This window comes from Pantoea sp. Ae19-2 (assembly GCF_059801205.1).
The window spans coordinates 758,879-784,450 of sequence record NZ_JBCHWE010000001.1 but is presented as its reverse complement, the minus strand read 5'-3'; the positions used below and the strand labels follow the sequence as shown (position 1 = coordinate 784,450).

The following is a 25,572-nucleotide window of genomic DNA, read 5'->3' as shown; positions in this document are numbered from 1 at the left end:
AAAACAGAAGGCGGTGATGTCACCGCCCGGGGATTCAGAATTATCCCTACCTTCAGCCGCGCGTAACCCGGCTGAACCCATCAGGTTGAGGATAATATGGCGTTAAAGCCCAGCTGAATAAGCTGCTCAGCGGTGGCTTCATTATCACAGTTCACCTGTAATGATGACCATTCGCGACGCTCTTCATACTGTTTGCGCAGGCGGTCAAACTCGCCCGGTTTTGCCGCCACTTTTCGCAGAGGCGCATCATCGCGGCGCACATCATACACCAGATGCACTAACCGTTTCAGCGTTGGCTGATCGAGCGGCCCGTTCAGGCTGATCTGGCTGAATTCCGGCGTCGGTAGCAGGCTACTCAGCGGCACCTGCTGCGGTTGACCAATAAAGTCACACCAGGCCTCAAAAACCTGGGTGGTGCCGCGCGCCTTGCCCTCCAGGGTGTAACCAGCAATGTGGGCCGTCGCGATATCCACCTTATCCAGCAGCGCCAGGGAGAGATCCGGTTCAGGTTCCCAGACGTCCAGCACCACGCTGAGATCGTGACGCATGTTCAGGACTTCCAGCAGCGCGGCGTTATCCACCACCGGGCCGCGGCAGGCGTTAATCAAAATGGTATTCGGCTTCAGCGCCATCAGCCGCGCGGCATCGGCCAGATGCCAGCTCTTGTAGGGTCCAGATTTAAACAGCGGCGTATGAAACGTTAAAATATCGGCCTGTTCCACCAGCGCATCGAGCGAGTGAAAATCCTCTTTGTCACCCCGGTCAGCGCGCGGCGGATCGCACAGCAGGGTTTTCACGCCCCAGGCTTCAAGGCGTTTCTGCAATCGCCCGCCCACGTTACCGACGCCAACGATGCCCACCGTGCGATCGCGCAACTGAAAACCGTCGCGCTCCGCCAGCAGCAGCAAGGCAGAAAAAACATACTCTACGACGGCGATCGCGTTACAGCCCGGCGCGGCAGAGAAGGCAATGCCCGCCTGCTCAAGCCAGTCTTCGTCAATATGATCTGTGCCCGCGGTTGCCGTGCCGACAAACTTTACGGGCTTGTCCTGCAGTAGCGCAGCGTTAACCTGGGTCACGGAACGCACCATCAGGCCATCGGCATCGGCCAGTTGGGCTTCAGGAAGCGGCCTGCCAGGGACAGCGACCACCTCGCCCGTGCGGCTAAAGAGTTCACGGGCATAGGGCATGTTTTCATCGACGAGAATTTTCACCACGGCTTTCCTGTGTGTTGCATTTAAGGGCGCTATTTTGGCACAAAAGCTCCGCGTTAGCCTAACCACGCTGTACAGTGAGTGCTAAGGCTGGCAGAAAAGGGCAACACAGGCGTACACTGCGGCGGGTCTGAGGCTGGAGTCATATTATGTTCTTTTTGTTCCCGCTGTTTGCGGTCTTGATTTGGTCGGTTAATGCTATCGTTAATAAATTATCGGCGAGTGCCATCGAGCCTGCGGCGATTTCTTTTTATCGCTGGCTACTGGCGTTGCTGGTCCTGACCCCGTTTGTGTTACCGGGTGTGATACGGCAATGGCAGACGATCCGGCCGCACCTCTTGCGCTTGATGGTTCTGGGTCTGCTGGGCATGGCGCTGTACCAAAGTCTGGCCTACTATGCCGCGCACAGCGTGAGCGCCCTGTTTATGGGTATTATCGCCGCGCTAATCCCACTGTTAACGGTATTGCTCAGTGTGGTCATACTGCGCATTGCCCCGACCGTGGGGATTCTGGCGGGCAGCCTGATCTCCTTTTGTGGCTTAATCTGGTTGGTCAGCGCAGGCAATCTTGATCAGTTGCTGCATCACGGCATCGGAGCAGGTGAAGCCATGATGCTGGCGGCCTCAGCCAGCTATGCGCTTTATGGCGTGATGACCAAACGCTGGTCAATTCCGCTGCCGGTCTGGCAGAGCCTGTATGTGCAAATTGCCTTTGGGGTTCTGTTGCTGTTACCCGGCTTTCTGATGACGCCGGACGTGGCGCTTACGCCGCGTAACCTTCCGCTGGTGGCCTTTGCCGGGCTGTTTGCCTCGATTCTTGCCCCCTGGCTGTGGATCCATGGCGTGCAAAAATTAGGTGCCAGCATCACCAGCATCTTTATGAATTTGACGCCAGTTTTTACCGCCCTGATTGCGGTGCTGTTTCTGCATGAGCATCTGCACAGCTATCACTGGATCGGCGGCGGTCTGACGCTGACGGGCGTTTTGCTGGCACAGCGGCTGCGCAGGCCGCTTAGCGCGCGCAAATCGATCAAGGCCGATCCGCGCTAAAATTGACGGAAACACGCAGTCCGCCCAGTAACGGACTGCTCTCCAGCGTGACGGCCGCCCCGTGCCAGGCACAAATATCCTGCACCAGCGCCAGCCCAATGCCCGCTCCGGCCTGCATCGCGGCATTATCCAGCCGGATAAAAGGCCGCAGTGCTTTTTGTTGCTCTTCCCGGCTAATCCCCGGTCCTGAGTCTTCAATTTGCAGCCTGCCGTTCTCTACGCGGGCCGTAATCATGCCCTGCGCTGGCGTGTACTTAATCGCGTTATCCAGCAGGTTGGCGCACAGCTCGCCCAGCAACAGCGCATCGCCTTTCACCTCACCGTGCTCATCCCCTTCGTAACCCAGGTCAATGTGTTTCGCGCGCGCCGCTGCATAACGACTCAGGCACGCTTCACGCACCACCGCCGCCAAATCCACCCGCGTCATGGGTTTATCTTCCCCGTGACGGGCTTTGATGCGTGCCAGTTGTAACAGACGGTCGGTGAGCAGAATGGTGTCATCCAGCGTGTAATGCATGCTCTGTAGACTTTCCCGCCACTGTTCGGGCCGATCGCTATCCAGCGCCGTGCTAATCTGCGTTTTCAGAATGGTGAGCGGTGTGCGTAGCTGATGCGCGGCATCAGCGCTGAACCGATCCTGCCGTGCCAGCAATTTTCTCAGCCGTTCCAGATAGCGGTTAAAGGCCACAATGAGCGGCTGAAGTTCCGACCAGGGCAGCGAAGGCAGCGGGGTCAGTTCAGCACCGTCGCGGCGCAGGACAATCTTTGACAGCCGACGTAAAGGCCGTAATACCCGGCGCAGCATCATGCTCGCCAGCAACAAGGCGATGAGCACCAGCGCGCTCTGGCTAAGTAAGGCTGTCCGCATCAGCCCCTGGGCAAACGCCTCACGGGAATGGATAGTTTCCGCCACCAGCACCAGCGCCATACCTTCCACGCCCGCCTCGCTGACCGGCTGCCATAAGGCCGCGACCCGAATGCGCTGTTTCTGGTAAAACCCGTCATAAAAATGGACTAACGCAGGATAGGCTTCAGACATCTCGCTGGTGGTCGGAATCGGCGGCAGCCCGTCATAACCCGACAGCGTTTTACCCTGGGGCGAAATCACCTGGTAAAACAGGCGATCGTTCATATTGCGCTCAAAGCTGTCGAGCACGACCCAGGGCACATCGACCTCCAGATGCTGATGACGTACCACCAGCCGCTCGGCAACGGTGCGCGCAGAGGCCAGCAGCGAACGATCGTAGGCCTGATTCGCCGCCGTCAGGCCGCTCTGGTAATGCGTATAAACCGACAGAATCCACAGCAGGAGCAATGGCAGTCCCAGCCAGGCGAGCAGCTCTCCCCGTAGCGAGGTGATTAATCGCATGCCAGGGTTTCCAGGCTGTAACCCAGACCGCGTAGCGTCACAATACCGACATCACTTCCGGCCAGTTTTTTGCGCACCCGATGCACATAGAGTTCAATACTTTCCGGGCTGGCTTCATCCGCCAGCGTAAAGGTTTGTTCATACAAATGTTGCCGCGAGACCGGGCGACCCTGACGCTGCATCAGCGTGGTCAGCACGCTGGATTCTCGCGGCGTCAGCGCCAGCGGTTTTTCGGCCAGCAAAAAGTAACCCTCGCCGTTCAGCACCAACTGGCCCAGCGTTTGGTTTTGTGGCGATTGCCCCTGAGAACGCCGCAGTAGCGCTCGCAGGCGCGCGTCCAGCTCATCCAGCTCAAAGGGTTTGGTCAGATAGTCATCCGCCCCCGTGTTCAGACCGCGCACGCGGTCATCCAGCGTAGTGCGCGCGGTCAGCATCAGTACCGGCACAGTTTGTCCCCGGCGGCGCAGCCGGGTTAATACTTCAATGCCGTCCAGGCGCGGCAGAGAGACATCCAGTACGACCAGCGCATAATCTTCGCTTTGCAGGCTGTGATCGGCCGCCAGGCCGTCCGCCACCCAGTCCACAGCAAAGCCTTTTTGTGTTAACGCCTTCTGTAACCATCGAGCCAGCTCGGCCGTGTCTTCCACCAGTAAGAGACGCATATCACATCCTTTCACTAAACCTCATGAATGAAAGGTAAATGAAAGGTTGCTGTTTTAACAATTCAATAACACCGAATAGTCGGTAGTAATCACACTCTGAAACAAAGATGGAGCGCACGATGAAAAAAATAATCCACACCGCACTCGCCTCTGCCCTACTGGCTCTTATGTTGCCCTCATCAGGTTATGCTGCTGCACCCGACAGAACAGAATGCATCGCACCGGCTAAACCCGGCGGCGGTTTTGACCTGACCTGTAAGCTGATTCAGGTTTCGCTGATGGAAACGAAGCAGATCGAGAAGCCGATGCGCATTACCTACATGCCAGGTGGCGTAGGCGCGGTGGCCTATAACGCGATCGTTGCGCAGCGTCCTGCCGAAGCCGGTACGGTCGTGGCCTTTTCGGGGGGATCGCTGCTGAACCTGTCTCAGGGAAAATTTGGTCGCTACTCGGTTGATGACGTGAAGTGGCTGGCGGCGATCGGTACCGATTACGGCATGATTGCCGTGCGTGAAGACGCGCCGTGGAAAAACCTGGGCGAACTCATGGCGGATATGAAAAAAAATCCCACCAAAGTGGTGGTGGGTGCGGGTGCCTCTATCGGCAGCCAGGACTGGATGAAAACGGCGCTGGTCGCAAAAGAAGCCGGTATTGATCCGCGCAAAATGCGCTATGTCGCGTTTGAAGGCGGTGGTGAAGTCGTCACCGCCCTGCTGGGTAATCATATTCAGGTGATGTCGGGCGATCTCAGCGAGATGGTGCCGCATTTACAAGGGGGCAAACTGCGCGTGCTGGCGGTAATGGCAGACAAACGCCTGCCCGATCAGCTGGCCTCGATTCCTACCGCCAAAGAGCAGGGCTTTAACGTGGAATGGCCGATTATTCGCGGCTTCTATCTTGGCCCTAAAGTCAGCGATGCCGATTATCAGTGGTGGCAGAGCGCCTTTGAGAAAATGGTGCAAACCCCGGAATTCAAGAAGCAGCGTGAACTGCGTGGCCTGTTCGAATTCAATATGTTTGGCGCTGAACTGGATAAATACGTGAAAGACCAGGTTGCCGCCTATCGCGAGCAGGCGAAATCCTTTGGTCTGGCTAAGTAAGCGGGAGAGATCATGAGCGATCGTATTTTTGCCACCTTGTGGCTAGTGCTGTGCCTGGCGGGACTGGTTATCGCCTGGCAGATTCAGAGTGAATACAGCTATGAGCCTGTCGGCCCACGTCCTTTTCCGCTGGTGCTTCTCAGCCTGATGGCTTTCTGTGCCGTGATGCTGCTGCTGAGAAAACCGGATGCCATCCAGTGGCCCACGCCCGCCACACTGAAACGCCTGGTGGCGCTGGCGGCGATGATGCTGGTGTACGGCGGGATGTTTGAAACCCTGGGCTTCCCGTTAGCGACCTCGCTGCTGACGTTTGGTATCGGCCTGCTGTTTGGCGCGCGCTGGTGGGCCGCTGTGCTGTCCGGCGGTGTAATGGGATGGTCACTGTTTTACGCCTTCGACCATCTACTGGACGTTACCTTGCCTGCTGGCAGCCTGTTTAATTAAGGAGAGAAATGATGGAAACCTGGTCTTTCCTGATGCACGGCTTTGCCGTTGCCATGACGCCGGAAAATCTGCTGATTGCCCTTATCGGCTGCTTTATCGGCACCATCGTAGGCTTACTGCCGGGACTCGGGCCGATCAACGGCGTAGCGATTTTGATGCCGCTGGCGTTCGCCCTGCACCTGCCAGCAGAATCCGCATTGATTCTGCTGGCCACCGTTTATCTGGGCTGTGAATACGGCGGACGTATTTCGTCGATACTGCTCAACGTTCCGGGCGATGCCGGCGCCATTATGACCGCACTGGATGGCTATCCGATGGCGCAGCAAGGAAAAGCGGGCGTGGCACTCTCTATCTCTGCCGTCAGCTCCTTTGTCGGTTCCACCATCGCTATCATCGGCATCATCTTATTCGCACCGCTGCTGGCCCGCTGGTCGCTGGCGTTTGGCCCGGCCGAATATTTTGCGCTTATGGTCTTCGCCATTGCCTGTCTGGGCAGCATGATGAGTCAGAACCCGCTTAAATCATTTCTGTCGGCGTTGATCGGGCTGAGCATGGCGACCGTGGGCGTGGACGCGAATACCGGCGTCTATCGCTTCACCTTTGACAGCGTTCACCTTTCTGACGGCATCCAGTTTGTCGTGGTCGTCATTGGCCTGTTCTCAGTGAGCGAAATTTTGCTGATGCTGGAATCCACCCATAGCGGGCAGAAAGTGGTGCGTGCCAGTGGCCGCATGATGTTCAATATGAAAGAGGCCGCTATGTCTACGGGTGCCACACTGCGTGCCTCATTTATCGGCTTCTTTGTGGGCGTGCTGCCCGGCGCGGGCGCTACTATCGCCAGTGCTATCGCCTACATGGCCGAGAAAAAAATCACTGGCAGCGATCAGTTTGGTAAGGGCGATATTCGCGGTGTGGCTGCGCCGGAAGCGGCGAACAATGCCTCCGCCTGCGGCTCGTTTATTCCGATGCTGACTCTGGGCATTCCCGGTTCCGGCACCACCGCGGTCATGGTCGGTGCGCTGACGCTATACAACATCACGCCTGGACCTGCGATGTTTACCGAACAGCCGGATATCGTCTGGGGACTGATTGCCGCGCTGCTGATTGGTAACCTGATGCTGCTGATCATGAACATCCCGATGATCAACGTGTTTGCGCGGATGCTGACGATTCCGCTGTGGTTTTTAGTTCCGGCTATCGCCGCCATCTCGGCCGTGGGCGTTTATGCGGTGCACAGCACCACCTTTGACCTGCTGCTGATGGTCGGACTGGGGATTTTCGGCTATATCCTGCGGAAAATGGATTTCCCCATGTCACCGCTGATTTTGGGTTTCGTGCTGGGTGAAATGCTGGAGCAAAACCTGCGGCGTGCCTTGTCGATCAGCAACGGTGAGATGGGCATTCTGTGGGAAAGTCCGATTGCGAAAGTCCTGTTGATCCTCGCCGTTGCCGTATTAATCGTGCCGCTGCTATGGAAACGGCTGCGCCGTAAGCCCGCTCCCGCGCATCAGTAAGTAAATCTTTGTTCGAAACACACAAGCCCCGTGGATTTCCCAGGGGCTTTTGTTATCATAGTGTATTCTGTTTCCGGCGCACCCCACGCTGTTCTGTTTCCCAAGGAATCCGCCATGCAACCTGTCAGCGGCCCCGGTGTGCCGGTCGGCGATCGTTCATCTGTTAATCCGCAAACTGACGCCCCGCGTACGGGAAGTGTTGCCGGTGAACAACCCCTTTCTCCTGCCCAGCGCACGACGCTTGAGCGCCTGATTGTGCGCATCATGTCGCTCAGCACGCTTAAAGCGCCTGAGCTCTGGGCCGGCCTGCGTCATGAAGTCGGTGTTAAAAGCGAAGCAGAACTCCAGTCACGCCATTTTCCGGCTGCGGAGCAGTTTCTTAACAACCGCCTGGCGCAGGTGCAGACCGGTCACGGTACGCGTCAGTTAATGACGCAACTCACCGACCTGTTGCCCAAAGGCAATAACCGCCAGGCGGTAAGTGATTTTATCCGCCAGCAGTTTGGTCAGACGGTGCTGAGCGCATTAACCCAGGATCAGCTTCGTCAGGTGCTGACCATGCTGCAAAATGGTCAGATGGCCATTCCGCAACCTCAGCAGAGCCGCAGCAGCGATCGCACGCTGCTGCCTGCCGAGCATCAGGCGCTGAATCAGCAAATTGTGCGCCTGGCTGCCGCGACGGGCGAATCCAGTGGCAAAATATGGACCGCCGCACTAAAGCTGGTAAACCTGACCAGCGGCGATCCGATCCCGTCACGCCACTATCCGCTGCTCACTCAGTATTTACAGGTCCGTCAGACGTTAAGCCAGCACAGTGCGCCAACGTTGCAGCTGATTGAAACCTCGCTGAAACACCCTCTGGATCAGCGTGAACAGCAGATGCTGGAAGACTACAGCCTGCAACGCTTTCAGGCCACGCCTCAGATGGTGCTGACCCCGACGCAAACCCAGGATCTGCTTAACTTCCTGTTTGCACGTCGCGCAGAAAGAGCACACGAGCAAGCCCTGGCCGATAACGAACTGAATCCGCATCCCATCTGGGCGCCCATCTCCGGCTCGCTGCCGCCTGTCCTGCAGCCGCTGGCAGCGCGCCCGGTGCTGAGCGCGGTCGTCGGGTTAATCGTTCTGGCCTTTTTACTCTGGCTGGTGCTGTAAGTTAACACCCACAGGATGCCGCAGAAGCCGTCTGCGGCCATTCTCCCGGCTCGTCGCCCCATGCCATGGGATGGCCATCGCGCTTCCAGAAATCCAGCCCGCCAATCAGTTCTTTGACCTTAAATCCCAGCAACGCCAGCTGATAAGCCGCTTTGGTCGAACCATTGCAGCCAATGCCATCACAGTACGTCACATACAGCAGGTTGCGATCCAGTCCGGCCGTGCTGGCTTCATTCATTTCCCGATGCGGAAAATTTATTGCTCCGCAGAGATGACCGGCGCGGTAAGCCTCGATCTGACGGGCATCAATGACGACAACGCCCGGTCGCTGATGGGCCAGATCGTCAGCCAGATCCCAGGCATCGGTGTAATAAGCCAGTTTGGCCTGCAGATATGCAAGGCTCTGCTGCGGTGACGCGGGGGGAAAACCTAAAACAGATGACATCGTTTTTTCTCCTGTTGTGGCAGACTGGCAGTTTACGGCAAAGTGGACTGCTGGATAATACCGCTTTCAATGAGCCAATAAGACCACGATGACTTCCCCGCTGCTGCAACTGTTTCATCATCAGGCAACCGGCGGTCTGCGCGACCGCCTGTGCGCCACGCTTCGCCAGTGGATAGAGACCGCGCACCTTCAGGCGGGTCAGAAACTGCCCTCCAGCCGTCAGCTGGCTGCCGATTTGAATCTGTCACGCGTTACGGTTGAAGCGGCTTACGCTCAGCTTGAAAGTGAAGGCTACCTGCGGCGGGAGTCCGGTCGCGGTAGCTTCGTTGCCATCACGCTGCCGGTCAGCGCGCCGCGCCCCCGCGCTGACCGCATGGCGCATTTCTCGCAGCGCGGCCATCAGATACTGGCGACAGGCGGTTGTCAGGATGCGCCCTTTCCGTATGCCTTTTCGGCAGGTTCGCCAGATTTGCGCGCCTTCCCTCATCCCCTCTGGCGGCGCTTAACCGCCCGCGTGCAGCGCACCGCAGGCCCTGGCGTCATGGGCTATGGCGATCCGTTGGGGTACCTGCCACTTCGCCACGCGCTTGCAGACTACCTTGCCCTGTCTCGTGGGGTTCACTGTGAGGCTGAGCAGGTGATTATTTTGACCAGTTCACAGCAGGCGCTGCAGCTGCTGTCGTTAATGCTGATTGATCCCGGTGATGAGATCTGGATGGAAGAGCCGGGCTATGCGGGGGCGCGCAATGCCTTTCTTGCTGCAGGCGCACGGGTGCGCGGCATTCAGGTGGATGCCGAGGGGGCGATTCCTCAAGCCGGAACAGCAAAGCTGATGTATCTGACGCCTTCGCATCAGTATCCCACCGGCGTGTCATTAAGCCTGCCGCGCCGTCTGGCCTGGCTGGACTGGGCACGGCGCAACGGCAGTTGGCTGATTGAAGACGATTACGACAGCGAGTTTCACTATGACGATCGCCCTGCGTCTGCGCTGCACGGGCTCGACAACGATAACCGGGTCATTACCCTCGGCACATTTTCAAAATCGCTGTTTCCGTCGCTACGTCTGGCATGGATGGTGGTGCCCGGCCCGCTGGTCGCGCCCTTAGGTCGCGCGCGCAGCCTGCTTGACGGGCACAGCGCCCTGCTGCCCCAGGCGGTAACGGCGGAATTTATGCAGCAGGGGCATTTTGCCAGCCACCTGCGTTTGATGCGCCAGCTTTACCATAGCCGCCGCGATCGCTTACTCGAGCAGATAGCACAACGCCTGACGCCCTGGCTCAGCCCCTTTCCCTGCCCGGGTGGACTGCAGACAACCGTTGCTCTGCGGCAGGGCGACGAAGCGAGGCTGAGCTTACAGGCCGAGAAGATGGGGTTATTGCTGCCTCGCCTGAGTCCGCTCTACGGCGATGGCGCGCGTCAGCAAGGGTGGATTCTGGGTTTTGCGGCGCTGACGCCGGATGAGATAGTGGCCGGGTGCGATAAGCTGGTGAGGCTGCTTTCATCGGGCTCATCACCCAACCGTCGCTGAGGGATAATCAAAACAAAAAAGGCCGGCAAGCCGACCTTTTCACAGGGTTCACGTCGTGCCGGGCAGCGCGACGTCACGTTTTTAACCGGGCATTAAGCCTGGTATTTACGCATTGTCAGCGTGGCGTTGGTGCCACCAAAGCCAAAGCTGTTTGACATTACCGTGGTCAGCGCTTTTTCAGTTGGCTGAGTCACAATATTCATCCCTTCTGCCGCCGCGTCCAGCGAGCTGATATTGATGCTTGGGGCAATAAAACCGTGTTCCAGCATCAGCAGCGAGTAGATGGCTTCCTGCACGCCCGCCGCCCCTAAGGAGTGGCCGGTCATCGCTTTGGTTGCAGAAATATACGGCGTGTTGTCGCCGAACACTTCGCGAATGGCACCCAGCTCTTTCACATCACCGACTGGCGTAGAGGTTCCGTGGCTGTTCAGGTAGTCGATTGGCGTATCCACACCGTGCATCGCCATCTTCATGCAGCGCACTGCGCCTTCACCGGATGGCGCAACCATGTCTGCTCCGTCCGACGTTGCGCCATAGCCCACGATTTCAGCGTAGATGTGCGCGCCACGCGCCAGCGCATGTTCCAGTTCTTCAACCACGACCATACCGCCGCCGCCCGCAATGACGAAGCCATCACGTTCGTTGTCATAGGTCCGTGAGGCTTTTTCTGGCGTGTCGTTATAACGCGTAGAAAGTGCGCCCATTGCATCAAACTCACAGGCCATTTCCCAGCACAGCTCTTCGCCGCCGCCCGCAAAAACGATATCCTGTTTGCCCAGTTGAATCTGTTCAACCGCGTTACCGATACAGTGCGCGGAGGTCGCACAGGCAGAGCTGATTGAATAGTTCACGCCGTGGATTTTAAACGGCGTAGCCAGACAGGCTGAAACGCCTGACGCCATTGCCTTAGTCACCACATAAGGCCCTACGGCTTTCAGACCGCGTGGGCTGCGCATGGCATCCGCACCAAAAACCTGAAAACGTGGGGAACCACCGCCAGATCCTGCAATCAGACCTACGCGAGGGTTATTCTGGTAAGCTTCGTTGCTCAGGCCAGAATCTTTGATGGCTTCTTCCATAGACAGGTAAGCATAGATGGACGCATCACTCATAAAACGCACAACTTTGCGATCGATGAGGCCGGTAGTATCGAGTTTAACGTTACCCCAGACGTGACTACGCATGCCGGAATCTTTCATCTCCTGGGAAAAAGTGATGCCTGAGCGGCCCTCACGCAGAGATGCCAGCACCTCTTGCTGGTTATTACCAATACTGGAAACGATCCCTAAGCCAGTAATCACAGCACGTTTCATTCAATCTTCCTCACCACTTCTGTTATTTGACGAGCACTCTAGCTTACACTTGTACGCCGAACAAGTCCGATCAGCCATTTCCTTTTGTAAATTTGCGTCATGTCACGCCGACCGATAAGATCCTGACACTCCCTGAAAAATGAGCCTTTACTGTGAAAACACCCCAGGTTGAACACGCCAGACTGAGCTGGAACGAACAGGGTACACCTGTTTCCCGAGCGTTTGACGACGTCTATTTTTCCAATGACAACGGTCTGGAAGAGACACGTTATGTCTTTCTGGGTGGCAATGATTTCCCACAACGCTTTCATCAGCACCCGCGCGATCTGCTCATTGTTGCCGAAAGCGGGTTTGGCACAGGCCTGAACTTTCTCACGCTCTGGCAGGCCTTTGATTCCTTCCAGCACCATTATCCTGACGCGCCCCTAAAACGTCTGCACTTCATCAGTTTTGAAAAATTCCCCCTGACGCAGGCCGATTTAACGGCGGCCCACCAGCACTGGCCCGAACTGGCCCCCTGGGCCGAACAGCTCCAGCACCAGTGGCCGCTGGCACTGCCAGGCTGCCAGCGGGTGTTATTTGATTCGGGCCGCGTCACACTGGACCTGTGGTTAGGCGATATTAATGCGCTAATTGATAATTTTGATGACAGTCTGCATCGCCAGGTGGATGCCTGGTTTCTGGATGGCTTTGCGCCGTCGAAAAATCCCGATATGTGGACGCCGGAACTGTTTGCGTCGATGGCGAAACTGGCCCGGCCAGGGGGCACATTTGCGACCTTTACAGCAGCGGGTTTTGTGCGGCGCGGGTTGCAACAGGCGGGCTTTGCGGTGACCCGGCGTAAAGGCTTTGGGCCGAAACGGGAAATGCTGTGCGGTTCGCTTGAGGCCGCGCCTGCGCTGACTCATCGTCAGCCCTGGTATGCGCGCCCTGCCCTGTCCGGTAAGGAGATCGCCCTGGTCGGCGGCGGCATTGCCAGCGCGACGCTGGCCCTTGCCTTACTTCGCCGGGGCTTTCGCGTGACGCTCTACTGCGCTGACGAGGCACCCGCGCTGGGGGCGTCCAGTAATCGTCAGGGCGCGCTCTATCCGCTCCTTAACCAGCACGATCCTGCCCTGGCGGCTTTCTTTCCTGCCGCATTCAGTTTTGCCCGTCGCCTGTATGATCAACTCGATCTGCCTTATGAACATGACTGGAGCGGCGTATTGCAGTTGGGCTGGGACGAGAAAAGTGCCAGTAAGATTGCGCAGATGCTGGATATGGCCCTACCGGCTGAGGTCGCCTTTGGCGTCAACCAGGACGAGGCAGCCGTGTTGGCAAATGTGGCGCTGGATTGCGGCGGTATCTTTTATCCACTGGGCGGCTGGCTGGCCCCGGCCGAATTAACCACAGCCTTGTTGTCCCACTGCGAGCAGCGTGGATTACGCATTCACTGGCTGCACCGCGTCACCGCACTGACGCAGGTTCAGCAAGGCTGGCAGTTAACCTTTGACGAAAAGCCCGCAACCCAGCATCAGGCTGTGGTGCTGGCTAATGGTCATGCCATGACCGATCTGCCTCAGACCGATGCCCTGCCGGTTTACCCGGTCGCCGGTCAGGTCAGCCATATCCCGGCTTCACCGGCCCTGTCGGCACTGAAAACGGTACTTTGCTATGACGGCTACCTCACGCCAGCCAGCCCGCAGTTTGGTACGCACTGTATCGGGGCCAGCTATCATCGTGGCGACACCTCTACCGCCTATCGCGAAGACGATCAGCAGCAAAACCGCAGCCGTCTGCAGCACTGCCTGCCACACAGCGACTGGGTGAATGACGTGGACGTCAGTGAGGGCGAGGCGCGCAATGGCGTGCGCTGCGCCACACGCGATCATTTGCCCATGGTCGGCAGCGTGCCGGATTACGTGGCAACGCTTGACGTTTATGCCGATCTTGCTCAGCAGCGCGCCCGCGAGGCCGAGAGCGAAATGGCGCCCTGTTTCCCTGGCCTTTATCTGTTTGGTGCGCTTGGCTCACGCGGGCTGTGCAGCGCCCCCCTGGCGGCGGAAGTGCTGGCGGCTCAGCTTAGCGGTGAACCCCAGCCGCTGGACCTCAACACGCTCGCGGCGCTTCATCCCAATCGTTACTGGGTAAGAAAACTACTGAAGGGTAAAAAAGCGGGGAAATAGCACAGGGCGGTCTGCCGCCCTGACTACTCAGGCCGTCTGACGGGCCTGTAAAAACAGGTTATCCCACATGCCAATCACCAGCGCCTGGTCCCGTGGCGATAACTCCCCGGCAGCAATGGCATTTTGCAGGCTACGTGTCACCTGAATCTGTAGCGCCTGCGGCGTGTGGTCGTCCAGCAGTTCCACTTCAGCGACTGCCAGAGTGAGGTGGCCGCGCAGATAACCGCTGGCAAATAGCTCATCGTCACTGGCGTGCTCAACCATATCGTCAATCAGGGCCAGAATACGTGCCTCAAATTCTGCGATCATCTCATCATTCCTCTGTTATTAAGTCCCTTATGCATCACAGATCGTCCGGCCAGGGAAACTGCGATGCGGTCAGAGAAGGCCTGCCATAATAGTCAGCCAGGGCTGAAATAAAGCGTGCGGGGCGCTCAGGAATACCCGACGCCAGATAGCTCATGACCTGGGCATGAACTTTACGCTGAAAGCCAATGCGATCTGGCTCACAATCGCCTTCGAGATTGTCACAACTGACGTTGAAGGGAAAGCCTGCGGCTACACAAAACATCCACTCCAGCGCCTGCGGCTTCACCTCAACCGCTTCAAACTGGCTCTGCGTTTGCGCGTCGCGTCCGTCCGGACAATACCAGTAGCCAAAATCCACTAACTTACGCCGGGCTTCGCCAGCAATGCACCAGTGTGAAATTTCATGCAGCGCGCTGGCATAAAACCCATGAGCAAAAACCACCCGGTTCCATGGTGATTCATCATCCGCTGGAAGATAGATCGGTTCGTCATCGCCTTTAATTAGACGGGTCTGAAAATCGTGGCTAAAGCAGTCATCAAACAGCGTAATAAGCTGCGCGTAATTATGTGTTGTTGTCATTAAGTCATCACGTAAAAGTATTACAGATTCAGCGTGCTCAGCCAGGCCATCAATTCGCTGCCGTGGCTGTCCCAGAGCAGCTTGATGCTCATCACCGCCGAAACGATGACCACCATCGGGCGAATCAGCCTTTGTCCGCGTGCCAGCACCAGCCTGGCGCCCAAACGAGCCCCGCAAAAAGCCCCCAGCATCATGATAAGTCCCGTGCCCCAGACCACTTTGCCACCAAACATAAAAAACAGCAGGCTGCCCAAGTTTGAGGTGAAATTGAGCAGTTTGGCGTGGGCGGTGGCTTTCGCCAGGTTGTAGCCGCATAGCGTCACGAAGCCCAGCGCGTAGAAAGAGCCCGCACCGGGTCCAAAGAAGCCATCATAAAAGCCGATACAGCCACCGCCGACCAGGGCAAAAGGCAGCCCCTGCAGGCGGTGAACGCGATCGTCTTCACCGATGCGCGGCATCAGCAGAAACCACATGCCAATAGCAATCAACAACAGCGGCAGCACCTGACGCAAAAAATCAGCCTGAAGGTGCTGGATCAGAATGGCACCGCCAACCGCCCCCAAAAAGGTCATGGCGATATTCAGCCGCTGCTCGCTCAGCTTAATCGCCCCGCGCCGGACAAAATAGAGGCTGGCCGAGAACGATCCGCCGACCGACTGCAGCTTGTTGGTTGCCAGCGCCTGAGCCGGTGACAGCCCGGCCGCCAGCAACGCGGGAACGGTTAACAGTCCGCCGCCGCCCGCAATGGAGTCAATAAAACCTGCCAGCAGCGCAATGAAAAACAGCAGCGCGACCAACAACGGGCTGACAACGAACCATTCCATGGGAACCCTTACAGTAGATGTTTATCCAGCAGTGCCTGACAGGCCGCAGGCAGCGGCGGCGGTTCACGTTTCACCGGTGCAGAGCCAGGCTGCCTGGGCAAAAACCAGCTTTGCAGTTCTGCGCCGCAGCCGTCACCGGCAGGCGGCGGTGCCTGCTCTTCACAGTCGGGGCTGCCCTGCGGACAGCGTAAACGGACGTGCATGTGGGCGCGATGCGCAAACCAAGGACGCACCTTACGCAGCCAGGCCCGGTCTGTGCCTGCATCGGCACACAGCTGCTTTTTAATCGCCGGATTGACGAAAATACGCGTGACATCTTCATCTTTCGCCGCCAGCTTAATCAGGCTGTCAATCTCAGGCTGCCAGTGGCGCGCTACCACGTTCTTGTCGTCGGCGGTGACGAGGTCCAGCGGCTGGGGCTTAAGCAGCTGCTGCGCGCTCCAGCGGGTTTTAGGCAGTTGCAGCCAGATGTCCACGTCCAGCCCGGTTTGATGGCTGGCATGTCCACTGCTGAAGCGCCCGCCCGCCGCCATGCCCATATCGCCAATCAACACGTTTCCTAGCTGGAGGCTATGGGCCTGGGTGGCCAGGCGCTGGATAAACAGGATCAGATCGGGATGCCCGAAATAGCGGCGCTGATCCTGACGCATCACCTGATAATCAGGCGAATTAAGCGGTAAAGCCTGCGCACCCACAATACAGCCATTGGCAAAGCCACCAATAGCCGTCGGTTGACCCGCAATCGGGTGCTGGATGCGCTGCCACGGCGTCGCCGCCAGGCTGGCCGCGCTCAACAACAGCGCGCTCACCATCAGCAAAATTTTCATTGGCTTACCAACGTGGCACGGTGGAGTTCACATCGCCACACTGCGCGCGCTGGCGCAGCAGATGATCCATCAGCACGATGGCCATCATGGCTTCGGCAATCGGCACGGCACGGATGCCCACGCAGGGATCGTGGCGACCTTTCGTGATCATCTCCACTTCCTCGCCGTCGCGGGTGATGGTTTTCCCCGGCACGGTAATACTGGAGGTGGGCTTCATGGCCAGATTGGCGCTGATTGTCTGACCGCTGCTGATGCCGCCCAGAATACCGCCCGCATGGTTGCTCTGGAAACCACTGGCGCGAATTTCATCGCGATGCTGACTGCCACGCTGATTAACCACGGCAAAACCGTCGCCGATTTCTACCCCTTTCACCGCATTAATGCTCATGAGCGCATGCGCCAGGTCGGCATCCAGGCGATCAAAAACCGGCTCGCCCAGGCCTGGTGGTACGTTTTCCGCCATGACCGTGACCTTGGCCCCAATCGAATCGCCTTCCTTCTTCAGGCCGCGCATCAGCTCGTCCAGCGCGTCCAGCTTGTCCGCATCCGGGCAAAAGAAAGGGTTCTCTTCCACAATGCTCCAGTCTTTCAGTTCACAGGCCACGTCGCCGATCTGCGCCAGATAGCCGCGAACCACAATATCGTGCTTCATCTGCAGATATTTTTTGGCAATCGCCCCAGCAGCCACGCGCATCGCGGTTTCGCGTGCTGATGAACGGCCGCCACCACGGTAGTCACGCGTACCGTACTTCTGCTCATAGGTGTAATCCGCATGGCCAGGACGGAACAGATCTTTAATGGCACCGTAATCTTGCGAGCGCTGATCGGTGTTCTCAATCAGCAGGCCGATCGAGGTACCGGTGGTCACACCTTCAAACACGCCAGACAAAATTTTCACCTGATCCGGCTCACGGCGCTGGGTGGTATAGCGCGACGTGCCTGGACGACGACGGTCGAGATCGTGCTGGATATCGGCTTCGGTTAACGGGATGCCCGGCGGCACGCCATCAACAATACAGCCCAGGGCAATACCGTGAGATTCACCAAAGGTGGTGACGCGAAAGAACTGTCCGATGCTGTTTCCGGCCATTGAGATTCCTTGTTACGGTTTGACGGGCGAAAGTTCGCCCATCCTTTTAGTCTTTATAAAATGAGAAATGGTGCTGTGCATCCACGATCTGCTGGCGGGTGAGCATAAAGACGCCGTCGCCGCCGTTGTCGAACTCCAGCCAGGTAAAGGGCACATCGGGATACTGTTCCATCATGTGCACCATGCTGTTGCCCACTTCGCAAATCAGCACGCCCTGCTCGCTCAGGTAGCCCGGCGCGCAGGCAAGAATGCGGCGCACCAGTTTAAGGCCATCGCTGCCCGCCGCCAGCCCCAGTTCGGGTTCATGCTGATACTCGCTCGGCAGATCGTCCATATCTTCCGCATCGACATAGGGCGGATTCGTCACGATCAGGTCGTACTGCACCGGCGGGAGTTCGCGGAACAGATCGGCGCGGATCGGCGTGACGTGATGAATCAGGCCGTGCTCTTCAATATTTTGCTCGGCGACCGCCAGCGCATCGTGGGAAATATCCACTGCATCCACTTCTGCGTCCGGAAAGGCATAGGCGCAGGCAATCGCAATACAGCCGCTGCCGGTGCACATGTCCAGAATATGTCGCGGTTTGTCCGTGATCAGACCAGCAAAGCGGTTTTCAATCAGTTCCCCAATGGGCGAACGGGGAACCAGAACCCGTTCATCAACGTAAAACTCATGGCCGCAGAACCAGGCTTTATTCGTGAGATAGGCGACCGGGATGCGCTCGTTCACGCGGCGAATGACGCGCTCAACAATGCGATGGCGTTCGCTGGCCGTAAGGCGCGCGTTACGCATGTCTTCAGGGATATCCAGGGGCAACCACAGCGTGGGCAGGACCAGCTGGACAGCTTCGTCCCAGGGGTTATCTGTGCCGTGTCCGTACCAGATTCCGGCAGCCGTAAAGCGGCTCACTGACCAGCGCAGCATATCCTGAATGGTGTGCAGTTCGTTCACTGCCTCATCGACGAAAATTTTGTCCACGTAGCCCTCCGCAGGCCTTTTACTAATTCGGCCGATAGTTTGCCACGAAGCCGAGGAGAATTCAGCGCAGCAAGGTGAAAAAGCTGACAATTAATGACGGTTAACGGTAAGGTATCGGCTTCTGCTGTTAATCAGCCACCTCAGACATGATTCACCACCCATGAGTAAAAAAAACCCCCTGAGCCAGGATGATCAAGCGCTGTTTCGCCAGTTGATGACAGGAACGCGTCAGTTAAAACAAGACACTATCGTACACAAACCGGCGGTTAAAACCCGGGAAGTGCCGATAAAAAGGCTGCTGTCTGAACAGGCGGATAACAGCCACTACTTTTCCGATGAGTTCCAGCCGCTGCTTTCCACTGAAGGGGCGACGCGCTATGTGCGCGCGGACGTGAGCCATTTTGAGCTGAAAAAGCTGCGTCGGGGCGATTACACGCCAGAGATTTTTCTCGATCTGCATGGGTTAACACAGATGCAGGCCAAGCAGGAGTTAGGCGCGCTAATTGCCGCCTGTCGTCGCGAACACCTTTTTTGCGCCAGCGTGATGACCGGACATGGTAAACATATTCTAAAGCAGCAAACGCCGCTTTGGCTGGCTCAACATCCCTGGGTAATGGCCTTTCACCAGGCACCTAAAATGTTTGGTGGCGACGCTGCCTTGCTGGTGCTGATTGAAGTAGAAGAGTGGCAACCGCCAGAGCTGCCCTGACATTCAGGCAGCAAAACGGCTTAAGCACCTTGCCCCGCTGCCTCCCCCTTTGACGGGGGAGCCCGTTAAACGGGACTCACACGTCGCTCCCCTTAAACGCCCGATCCCGACCCTGTTTGGCCAGGCGTTCTGCTGCTTTCTGTTCAGGCTGACGCAGACTATTTGCTTAAGAAACTATTTATATTCAATACAAGTTTTCCCTTGCCGATAACGTCTAGGCATTTAGGCACATTAGGCTTCAACATTTTGGCGTATTGACCAAGGGAACATTTTGAATGAGCGCATTAAGTCATTTTTTTGAGAATTTAAACGTAGGTAAAAAGTTAATGCTCGGTTTTGGACTGATTTTGCTTTTGAGTCTGGCCGTAGCGATATGCGGTATTAAAAACCTCAACGATATTAGCGTCCGGGCCGAAAAGCTCAGGGAGCTGAAAAGTGTCAACGATCGGTTTTCACAGGCCAAAGATGCCCGGCTGCAATTCGTCAGAACACATGATGAAAAATTCATCGATCTGAACGAAGCCATGCTGAAAGAGGTGGATCAGAACCTGAGAAATTTGGGCGTTTTTCGCTGGGATGCCAGTCAGCAGGCGATGATTACGGCGATGCCGTCAGCCATTGCCACCTACCGGCAGAAACGGGCCGATACCGTGCAGGCCGTTCGTAATGGGGCTCAGGCTTTACAAAGCCTGTCTGTCGAAGAAGAAATGCGGGGGATCAGCCAGCTTGCCACGAGCAGCAGCAATGACGCGCAGGTTGCCGCAGCCTTACAGGAAATCAATAAGCATCTGGCTGGCGTCGCGGTGCGGGTGAAACTCTTTGGCCTTGAGCACAAAGATGCCGATCGCAGCGCACTCAGCAACTTCCTCACTGAAACCGTCGGGCTTATCGCACAGGTTGCACCTCGCCTTAACCCGGCAGACAATGCAACGCTCGCAAAAATCAGCGAACAGCTTGACGGGAAACAAGCTGACATTAATGCGCTGATGGCCTCCGTGAAAGCAGGCGAAGAGGCCACAGCCGAGCTGGCGGTTGCGGGTAAGACCCTGACGGACATGAGCAATAACTTGTTTACGCAACAGCTGGATGCCACCAATCACGATGCCGGACAGGCCGTGTGGTTAATGGCTGCCATTGTTATCGCTGCCATCGTGGCAGGTATTGTTATCGCCCTGTTTATTACCCGACAGCTGACGCGTCCACTTTCTGAACTGCTGAACGTGGCGAACCAGATGGCGCGTGGCAACCTCAGCATCATGCTCAACTCGACCCGTCGGGATGAGCTGGGCGAGCTCATGCGCGCGGTAGGCGAGATGAGCGATGAACTGCGACGGATTATCAGCGGGATTCGCAGCGGCGTCACAAGCGTCAGCCAGGCTTCCGCAGAAATCGCCTCCGGGAATAATGATTTATCGGCACGGACAGAAAGCCAGGCAGCGGCCCTTGCGCAAACGGCAGCCAGCATGGAGCAGTTGACTGCGACAGTAAAACAGAACGCCGATAATATTCATCATTCCAGCAGGCTGGCGCAGCAAACCTTTGACACGGCGAGCCGTGGCGGAGAGCTGGTGACCAATGTCGTCAGCACCATGGATGAAATTTCTGCCAGCTCGGGGAAAATCTCCGAGATCACCTCCGTCATTAACAGTATTGCGTTTCAGACCAACATTCTGGCACTGAACGCCGCGGTAGAAGCGGCAAGGGCTGGCGAACAGGGCCGTGGTTTTGCCGTCGTCGCAAGTGAGGTGAGAAATCTGGCGCAGCGCAGCGCGCTGGCGGCAAAAGAAATCGAAGCGCTTATTCAGGACTCGGTTGCCCGCATCCGCGCCGGTTCACAGCTGGTCAGTCAGACAGGTAACACTATGGGAGAAATCGTCACCTCGGTCAGCAATGTGACAGAGATACTGAACGAGATCTCTCACGCGTCTGAAGAGCAGAACCGCGGCATTGCGCAGGTCGGCGTGGCTATCGTTGAAATGGATAACGTGACGCAGCAAAACGCGGCCCTGGTGGAACAGTCCTCTGCGGCGGCAAGCGCGCTCCATGACCAGGCGCAAACGCTGGCGGGCTCAGTATCACGTTTTGTGATTGCCTGACCTGCAGGGAAAGAAGCAGACGGGAATGACGTTCGGGGGTCGTTTTCATGTTCGGGCCAGTAAATGGCCCGACATTATTACATCGCTTTCGCGAGTTTTTTGGGGCTGACCTGCCATAACAGTTTACCCTGACTTTCAGCCGGATCGAAGTCAATGCAGGCAATGGCCGAGGTGGCAAACATCGGTGGGGTTTCCTGGGGGCAAAGCTCCGACACCAGATAGCCCACCAGTGGCAAGTGGGAGATAACCAGCGCCGATTTAACCCCTTCATTCGCCAGTGCCTGCAAATAGCATCCGACCAGACCGGGATCGCCGCCGGGGGTCAGTTCCGGCAAAATATCCTCCCCTTCTGGCAAAGGGAACGCCTCACGAAATGTGGCAAGCGTCTGCTGCGCACGGAGATAGGGGCTGACCAGTACACGTTCAATGTCAACAGACTGACCTTTTAACCAGTTCGCCATTTGACGTGATTCGTCACATCCACAAAGCGTTAAAGGCCTGACTGAATCACTGGCAGCCTCAAGAGCCGCATCGCCGTGACGCATGATAAAAACTTGCATAAAGCACCGCTGTTGTTTGTCGACATCGCCTGATGCATCCGCATCAGGCGCTTCATTCTGCGAATGAACGTCGTGTTGTACCCTAATGACTTCAGTATAGTCAACCGGTTGTTTATTAAATAAGCACCTGTCAGATTCGTGCAGCGCCTCACGCTTGTGCGGCGCGTTTCTAACCCCCTGAATCGGAGTGGGTATTCGAATTTATGAAGAAGTGTAAAACTTTGTCTGCTGCTCCGCTGCGCGCAGCAACGCGTCACAGGGCGCAAAACGGTCCCCGTACTGTTGCTGAAGCCGCGTTAATCTGTTGACGATTTCTGCCGCGCCCAGCCTGTCGATGTAATGGAACGGCCCGCCCAAAAAGGGGGGGAAACCAATGCCAAACACCGCACCGATATCGCCGTCCCGCGGCGAGCGGATAACCTGCTCATCCAGGCAACGCACCGCTTCGTTTAACATCATCATCATGCACCGTTCGGCAATCTGGGCGCCGCTTTGCTTTGCCACCGGCCGGGTCTTCACTAAGCCGTACACCGCCGGATCGACCTTCTTACGCGCCAGACGCGACGATCCGTACAGGTAGAATCCCCTACCGTTTTTGCGTCCTTTGCGACCGTCTTTAATCACGGCATCCAGCGCGGAAGGCGCGGCAAACCGCTCGCCATAAGCCTGCTGCAGGCCCGGTGAAATCTTACTGCCGACATCAATGCCAACTTCATCCAGTAGCTGAACCGGCCCCACCGGGAATCCCGCCTTCACCAGCGCCCGATCAATGTGATCGATCGGTTCCCCCTCCACCACGCAGCGCATGGCCTCGTTGATGTATGGTGTGAGGATACGGTTGACGTAAAAACCAGGTTTATCGGCCACCACTATCGGCGTTTTACCCTGTTTCCGTGCCAGCATTACCGTACTGGCAAGCGTTTCAGGCGATGTCGTGACATGCGGGATCACCTCGACCAGCGGCATTTTTTCCACCGGGCTAAAATAGTGCAGGCCGATGATGTTCTCCGGGCGCCGTGCCGTCGCCGCAATCTCGGCAATGGGAATCGATGAGGTATTGGAAGCAAAAATCGTCTGAGGCTGACAGTTCGACTCGACGTCCGCCACCATCTGTCTTTTCAGATCCAGGTCCTCAAAGACCGCCTCAATCACGATATCGCGCTGGGTGAATCCCTGATAGTCGGTACTGCCGCTGATGCGCGCCATCTGCTGCTGACGCTGTGCCGGACTGATTTGCCGGCGTTTCACTTTTTTACTCAGCAGATCCCAACTGGTTTGCAGGGCATGGTTGATGCCTTTAAGGCTGATATCCTTGATGCGCACCGGTAGCCCCGCATTAACGGCGCTGACGCTGGCGATCCCGCCGCCCATCAGCCCGCCGCCCAACACACCGACCCGTTGGAGTGGTCGTGGTTCAGCCTGGGTGCCGTTCTCTTTCTTGATGGCGGTGGAAGCAAAAAACAGGCTGCGCAGCGCGGCCGACTCTGGCGTCATCGCCAGTTCGCCAAACGCCCGCGCTTCCGCGGCGTAACCGGCCTGGCTGCTCTGCTCCAGGCCGATGCGAACCACCTCGATAATGCGTCGTGCCGCTGGGTAGTTACCCTGGGTTTTACGATCGGTTTCGCGTCTGGCCAGTGCGAACAGCGCCTGACGAGCCATCGGGCCCTGCAGCAGACGATCGCGCAGGGGCAGCGGCGCTCTGCGGTATTTCCCTTTCTTCACCAGTTCAACGGCGGCGTCAAGCAGGATGGCCTGCGGCACGGCATCATCAACAATGCCCAGCTTTTTCGCCTGCCTGGCCCGCAGGTTCTTACCGGTAAGGATAAGCGGTAAGGCTTTCTGTACGCCGATTAAGCGAGGCAGGCGCTGCGTGCCGCCCGACCCCGGTAGTAGCCCCAACTGCACTTCAGGCAGGCCAATACGGGTTTTATCGTCCAGCGAACAGATGCGCGCGTTGCAGGCCAGCGCCAGCTCAAGCCCGCCGCCCAGACAAGCACCATGGATTGCCGCCACCACAGGAAATGGCAATGCCGCAATCGCCGCCATCACGTCCTGCCCTTGTCTGGCCAGCGCTTCTGCCTCGTGGGCGCTCTGGCAGCGATCGATCATGCTGATATCGGCCCCTGCAACAAAGTTGTCAGGTTTGCCTGAAATCAGCACCAGCCCCAGCAGTTGCGGATGCTTGCGTGCTTCCGCAATGATTGCCGCAATCTGTGCCGCGAATGCCGCTTTAAGCGTATTCATCTTTTCATTGGGTACATCAATGGTGATCACGCCTACATGATCGTCCCGCATCTGTAATGTGAACGCGCTCTGTTCCATTATTCGGCCTCCAGAACCATTGCTGCCCCTAAACCCCCGGCGGCGCAGGCTGTGACTAAACCCAGCCCGCCGCCCCGGCGGCGTAATTCATTTAACGTCTGGGTAATCATGCGTGCGCCGGTTGCGGCAAACGGATGCCCAAAGGCGATCGATCCGCCCGAGACATTAAAACGTGCCTCGTCAACTTCGCCCAGCGCATGGGCGCGGTTTAACACGTCCCGGGCAAAACGTTCATCACGAAACATTTTCAGGTTGCTTAACGTCTGAGCGGCAAAGGCTTCGTGCATATCAATCAGCGTCAAATCCTTTAAGGCTATCCCGGCACGATCCAGCGCCAGCGGCGAGGCGTAGGCCGGCCCTAACAGCATGTCCTGCCAGACGTCGATAGCGGTAAACGCATAGCTGCGTAAATAGCCCAGCGGCTGTATTCCAAGCTCTTTTGCCCGGCCTTCACGCATTAAAATGACCGCAGCAGCCCCATCGGTAAGCGGCGTACTGTTTGCCGCAGTAACGGTACCGTGCTGACGGTCAAATGCCGGACGCAGCCGGGCATAATCGGCGGCTTTTGCATCCATACGCACATTATTATCTTGCTCGATGGGCGCTTTCCACGGCGGCACAAAGGCGGCCATCACCTCCTGACTCAGTACGCCTGACTGCCAGGCCTGGGCCGCGCGCTGATGCGAGCGCAGGGCCAATGCATCCTGCTCTTCCCGGCTGATGCCATGCGTTTTGGCCATCTGCTCTGCGGTATCCCCCATACGTAATCCCGTGGAGTACTCCGCAACGGCAGGCGGAACCGGTAACAGATCTTTAGGGCGCAACCGCCGGAGAATGTGTAGCTTCTGTGAAAAGCCACGCGCTTTATTCATATCCACCAGCGCGCGCGCCAGCGTTTTACTGACCCCAATGGGCAGCACAGAGGAGGAGTCCGCCCCGCCTGCGATGCCGGCAGAAATCGTACCTGCCAGTAAGCTTTCGGTGACGTTTGCCACCGCCTGAAAGCTGGTGGCGCAGGCGCGGCTGACGCTATAAGCATCGGTATTGACGCTCAGGCCACTGCTTAAGACGATCTCGCGTGCAATGTTTGGCGCTTCCGGCATTTGCACCACCTGACCGAAGACCAGTTGCTCAATCACCTCAACCGGGAGTTCACTTCGAGCCATGATTTCGCTGATCACCATGCGACCCAGTTCAACCGCAGGGATGCCGTGAAAACCCGTGGCCTGGCGAAGAAAAGGCGTACGTAATCCGTGGGTGATGGCGATGCGCTCGCCATTACGCGTCAGCAGTGACTGCGCTTTGCTCATTGTATCCA

Annotated in this window: 23 protein-coding genes; 9 read left to right on the top strand and 14 right to left on the bottom strand. The window is 57.3% G+C overall.

All coding sequences use genetic code 11. From position 1 onward, the window contains the following. Positions 1 to 80 precede the first annotated feature (80 nt). Positions 81 to 1,214 (bottom strand): 4-phosphoerythronate dehydrogenase PdxB, encoded by a 1,134-nt coding sequence (gene pdxB / locus AAIE03_RS03800; protein WP_033774564.1) that lies wholly within the window; start codon positions 1,212 to 1,214, stop codon positions 81 to 83. A 149-nt stretch (positions 1,215 to 1,363) separates the two neighbouring features. On the opposite strand from pdxB, the gene AAIE03_RS03795 reads away from it, so the two are divergent. After that, positions 1,364 to 2,263 carry a DMT family transporter gene (locus AAIE03_RS03795; protein ID WP_014594190.1) on the top strand — a complete coding sequence of 300 codons (900 nt, stop codon included), beginning with the start codon at positions 1,364 to 1,366 and terminating at the stop codon, positions 2,261 to 2,263. Here the strand turns inward: AAIE03_RS03795 and AAIE03_RS03790 are convergent. Both AAIE03_RS03790 and tctD read right to left on the bottom strand, forming a co-directional pair. Next, on the bottom strand, positions 2,244 to 3,632 hold the full coding sequence (locus AAIE03_RS03790) for a sensor histidine kinase (protein WP_194761290.1): 1,389 nt from the start codon (positions 3,630 to 3,632) through the stop codon (positions 2,244 to 2,246). The two genes, AAIE03_RS03795 and AAIE03_RS03790, sit on opposite strands and share 20 nt — an antisense overlap. Next, positions 3,623 to 4,294, bottom strand: coding sequence for a transcriptional regulator TctD (gene tctD / locus AAIE03_RS03785; RefSeq protein ID WP_014605360.1), 672 nt, complete (start codon positions 4,292 to 4,294; stop codon positions 3,623 to 3,625). The genes AAIE03_RS03790 and tctD overlap by 10 nt, the downstream gene beginning before the upstream one ends. A gap of 119 nt (positions 4,295 to 4,413) precedes the next feature. Between tctD and AAIE03_RS03780 the strand changes: the two genes are divergently transcribed. The 4 genes from AAIE03_RS03780 to flk all read left to right on the top strand — a co-directional run bounded on the left by AAIE03_RS03780 (position 4,414) and on the right by flk (position 8,507). Further along, positions 4,414 to 5,394, top strand: coding sequence for a Bug family tripartite tricarboxylate transporter substrate binding protein (locus AAIE03_RS03780; protein ID WP_080695281.1), 981 nt, complete (start codon positions 4,414 to 4,416; stop codon positions 5,392 to 5,394). 12 nt (positions 5,395 to 5,406) lie between these two features. Continuing rightward, complete coding sequence (locus AAIE03_RS03775; protein WP_013026555.1) at positions 5,407 to 5,838, top strand: tripartite tricarboxylate transporter TctB family protein; 432 nt, start codon at positions 5,407 to 5,409, stop codon at positions 5,836 to 5,838. Between the two features lie 11 nt (positions 5,839 to 5,849). Next, the gene (locus AAIE03_RS03770; RefSeq protein ID WP_026021021.1) at positions 5,850 to 7,352 is read left to right on the top strand and encodes a tripartite tricarboxylate transporter permease; all 1,503 of its coding nucleotides are present in this window, start codon (positions 5,850 to 5,852) and stop codon (positions 7,350 to 7,352) included. A 114-nt stretch (positions 7,353 to 7,466) separates the two neighbouring features. Next, on the top strand, positions 7,467 to 8,507 hold the full coding sequence (gene flk, locus AAIE03_RS03765) for a flagella biosynthesis regulator Flk (RefSeq protein WP_014605358.1): 1,041 nt from the start codon (positions 7,467 to 7,469) through the stop codon (positions 8,505 to 8,507). A 1-nt stretch (position 8,508) separates the two neighbouring features. Here flk and AAIE03_RS03760 read toward each other — a convergent pair whose 3' ends face one another. Next, the gene (locus tag AAIE03_RS03760; protein WP_014605357.1) at positions 8,509 to 8,952 is read right to left on the bottom strand and encodes a rhodanese-like domain-containing protein; all 444 of its coding nucleotides are present in this window, start codon (positions 8,950 to 8,952) and stop codon (positions 8,509 to 8,511) included. An 88-nt stretch (positions 8,953 to 9,040) separates the two neighbouring features. On the opposite strand from AAIE03_RS03760, the gene pdxR reads away from it, so the two are divergent. Beyond that, a complete protein-coding gene (gene pdxR, locus AAIE03_RS03755) occupies positions 9,041 to 10,480 on the top strand; it encodes a MocR-like pyridoxine biosynthesis transcription factor PdxR (RefSeq protein WP_072138186.1) in 1,440 nt (479 codons plus the stop codon). Between the two features lie 92 nt (positions 10,481 to 10,572). On the opposite strand, the gene fabB is transcribed toward pdxR, so the two are convergent. Continuing rightward, on the bottom strand, positions 10,573 to 11,793 hold the full coding sequence (fabB, locus tag AAIE03_RS03750) for a beta-ketoacyl-ACP synthase I (RefSeq protein WP_013026560.1): 1,221 nt from the start codon (positions 11,791 to 11,793) through the stop codon (positions 10,573 to 10,575). Between the two features lie 152 nt (positions 11,794 to 11,945). On the opposite strand from fabB, the gene mnmC reads away from it, so the two are divergent. Continuing rightward, positions 11,946 to 13,958, top strand: coding sequence for a bifunctional tRNA (5-methylaminomethyl-2-thiouridine)(34)-methyltransferase MnmC2/FAD-dependent 5-carboxymethylaminomethyl-2-thiouridine(34) oxidoreductase MnmC1 (mnmC, locus tag AAIE03_RS03745; protein ID WP_498562797.1), 2,013 nt, complete (start codon positions 11,946 to 11,948; stop codon positions 13,956 to 13,958). Between the two features lie 27 nt (positions 13,959 to 13,985). On the opposite strand, the gene AAIE03_RS03740 is transcribed toward mnmC, so the two are convergent. The 6 genes from AAIE03_RS03740 to prmB are packed head-to-tail and all read right to left on the bottom strand — an operon-like array spanning position 13,986 to position 18,567. Further along, a complete protein-coding gene (locus AAIE03_RS03740) occupies positions 13,986 to 14,267 on the bottom strand; it encodes a YfcL family protein (RefSeq protein WP_013026562.1) in 282 nt (93 codons plus the stop codon). Between the two features lie 34 nt (positions 14,268 to 14,301). Beyond that, positions 14,302 to 14,847, bottom strand: coding sequence for an elongation factor P hydroxylase (locus tag AAIE03_RS03735; protein WP_019106020.1), 546 nt, complete (start codon positions 14,845 to 14,847; stop codon positions 14,302 to 14,304). Between the two features lie 20 nt (positions 14,848 to 14,867). Next, complete coding sequence (locus AAIE03_RS03730) at positions 14,868 to 15,671, bottom strand: sulfite exporter TauE/SafE family protein (protein ID WP_014594199.1); 804 nt, start codon at positions 15,669 to 15,671, stop codon at positions 14,868 to 14,870. An 8-nt stretch (positions 15,672 to 15,679) separates the two neighbouring features. After that, entirely contained in the window at positions 15,680 to 16,498 is an 819-nt protein-coding gene (mepA, locus tag AAIE03_RS03725) for a penicillin-insensitive murein endopeptidase (protein WP_022623444.1), read from the bottom strand. A 4-nt stretch (positions 16,499 to 16,502) separates the two neighbouring features. Further along, positions 16,503 to 17,588, bottom strand: coding sequence for a chorismate synthase (aroC, locus tag AAIE03_RS03720; protein ID WP_072137013.1), 1,086 nt, complete (start codon positions 17,586 to 17,588; stop codon positions 16,503 to 16,505). A gap of 46 nt (positions 17,589 to 17,634) precedes the next feature. Next, the gene (prmB, locus tag AAIE03_RS03715) at positions 17,635 to 18,567 is read right to left on the bottom strand and encodes a 50S ribosomal protein L3 N(5)-glutamine methyltransferase (protein ID WP_014605352.1); all 933 of its coding nucleotides are present in this window, start codon (positions 18,565 to 18,567) and stop codon (positions 17,635 to 17,637) included. 160 nt (positions 18,568 to 18,727) lie between these two features. Between prmB and smrB the strand changes: the two genes are divergently transcribed. Then, a complete protein-coding gene (smrB, locus tag AAIE03_RS03710) occupies positions 18,728 to 19,276 on the top strand; it encodes an endonuclease SmrB (RefSeq protein WP_013026568.1) in 549 nt (182 codons plus the stop codon). A 275-nt stretch (positions 19,277 to 19,551) separates the two neighbouring features. Further along, entirely contained in the window at positions 19,552 to 21,372 is a 1,821-nt protein-coding gene (locus tag AAIE03_RS03705) for a methyl-accepting chemotaxis protein (protein ID WP_019106023.1), read from the top strand. A gap of 77 nt (positions 21,373 to 21,449) precedes the next feature. Here AAIE03_RS03705 and sixA read toward each other — a convergent pair whose 3' ends face one another. The 3 genes from sixA to fadI all read right to left on the bottom strand — a co-directional run bounded on the left by sixA (position 21,450) and on the right by fadI (position 25,564). Beyond that, positions 21,450 to 21,932, bottom strand: a complete 483-nt coding sequence (sixA, locus tag AAIE03_RS03700) for a phosphohistidine phosphatase SixA (protein ID WP_013026570.1) — start codon at positions 21,930 to 21,932, stop codon at positions 21,450 to 21,452. Between the two features lie 201 nt (positions 21,933 to 22,133). Next, positions 22,134 to 24,254: a fatty acid oxidation complex subunit alpha FadJ gene (gene fadJ, locus AAIE03_RS03695; protein ID WP_228225612.1), complete on the bottom strand. Its 2,121-nt coding sequence runs from the start codon at positions 24,252 to 24,254 to the stop codon at positions 22,134 to 22,136. Then, the gene (gene fadI, locus AAIE03_RS03690) at positions 24,254 to 25,564 is read right to left on the bottom strand and encodes an acetyl-CoA C-acyltransferase FadI (protein WP_014605349.1); all 1,311 of its coding nucleotides are present in this window, start codon (positions 25,562 to 25,564) and stop codon (positions 24,254 to 24,256) included. The genes fadJ and fadI overlap by 1 nt, the downstream gene beginning before the upstream one ends. Between the last annotated feature and the right edge of the window lie 8 nt (positions 25,565 to 25,572).

Bases quoted from the DNA above. Each gene is read 5' to 3' on its own strand.
- AAIE03_RS03795 (WP_014594190.1), top strand. From the start codon at position 1,364: ATGTTCTTTTTGTTCCCGCTGTTTGCGGTCTTGATTTGGTCGGTTAAT.
- AAIE03_RS03790 (WP_194761290.1), bottom strand. From the start codon at position 3,632: ATGCGATTAATCACCTCGCTACGGGGAGAGCTGCTCGCCTGGCTGGGA.
- tctD (WP_014605360.1), bottom strand. From the start codon at position 4,294: ATGCGTCTCTTACTGGTGGAAGACACGGCCGAGCTGGCTCGATGGTTA.
- AAIE03_RS03780 (WP_080695281.1), top strand. From the start codon at position 4,414: ATGAAAAAAATAATCCACACCGCACTCGCCTCTGCCCTACTGGCTCTT.
- AAIE03_RS03775 (WP_013026555.1), top strand. From the start codon at position 5,407: ATGAGCGATCGTATTTTTGCCACCTTGTGGCTAGTGCTGTGCCTGGCG.
- AAIE03_RS03770 (WP_026021021.1), top strand. From the start codon at position 5,850: ATGGAAACCTGGTCTTTCCTGATGCACGGCTTTGCCGTTGCCATGACG.
- flk (WP_014605358.1), top strand. From the start codon at position 7,467: ATGCAACCTGTCAGCGGCCCCGGTGTGCCGGTCGGCGATCGTTCATCT.
- AAIE03_RS03760 (WP_014605357.1), bottom strand. From the start codon at position 8,952: ATGTCATCTGTTTTAGGTTTTCCCCCCGCGTCACCGCAGCAGAGCCTT.
- pdxR (WP_072138186.1), top strand. From the start codon at position 9,041: ATGACTTCCCCGCTGCTGCAACTGTTTCATCATCAGGCAACCGGCGGT.
- fabB (WP_013026560.1), bottom strand. From the start codon at position 11,793: ATGAAACGTGCTGTGATTACTGGCTTAGGGATCGTTTCCAGTATTGGT.
- AAIE03_RS03740 (WP_013026562.1), bottom strand. From the start codon at position 14,267: ATGATCGCAGAATTTGAGGCACGTATTCTGGCCCTGATTGACGATATG.
- AAIE03_RS03735 (WP_019106020.1), bottom strand. From the start codon at position 14,847: ATGACAACAACACATAATTACGCGCAGCTTATTACGCTGTTTGATGAC.
- AAIE03_RS03730 (WP_014594199.1), bottom strand. From the start codon at position 15,671: ATGGAATGGTTCGTTGTCAGCCCGTTGTTGGTCGCGCTGCTGTTTTTC.
- mepA (WP_022623444.1), bottom strand. From the start codon at position 16,498: ATGAAAATTTTGCTGATGGTGAGCGCGCTGTTGTTGAGCGCGGCCAGC.
- aroC (WP_072137013.1), bottom strand. From the start codon at position 17,588: ATGGCCGGAAACAGCATCGGACAGTTCTTTCGCGTCACCACCTTTGGT.
- smrB (WP_013026568.1), top strand. From the start codon at position 18,728: ATGAGTAAAAAAAACCCCCTGAGCCAGGATGATCAAGCGCTGTTTCGC.
- AAIE03_RS03705 (WP_019106023.1), top strand. From the start codon at position 19,552: ATGAGCGCATTAAGTCATTTTTTTGAGAATTTAAACGTAGGTAAAAAG.
- sixA (WP_013026570.1), bottom strand. From the start codon at position 21,932: ATGCAAGTTTTTATCATGCGTCACGGCGATGCGGCTCTTGAGGCTGCC.
- fadJ (WP_228225612.1), bottom strand. From the start codon at position 24,254: ATGGAACAGAGCGCGTTCACATTACAGATGCGGGACGATCATGTAGGC.
- fadI (WP_014605349.1), bottom strand. From the start codon at position 25,564: ATGAGCAAAGCGCAGTCACTGCTGACGCGTAATGGCGAGCGCATCGCC.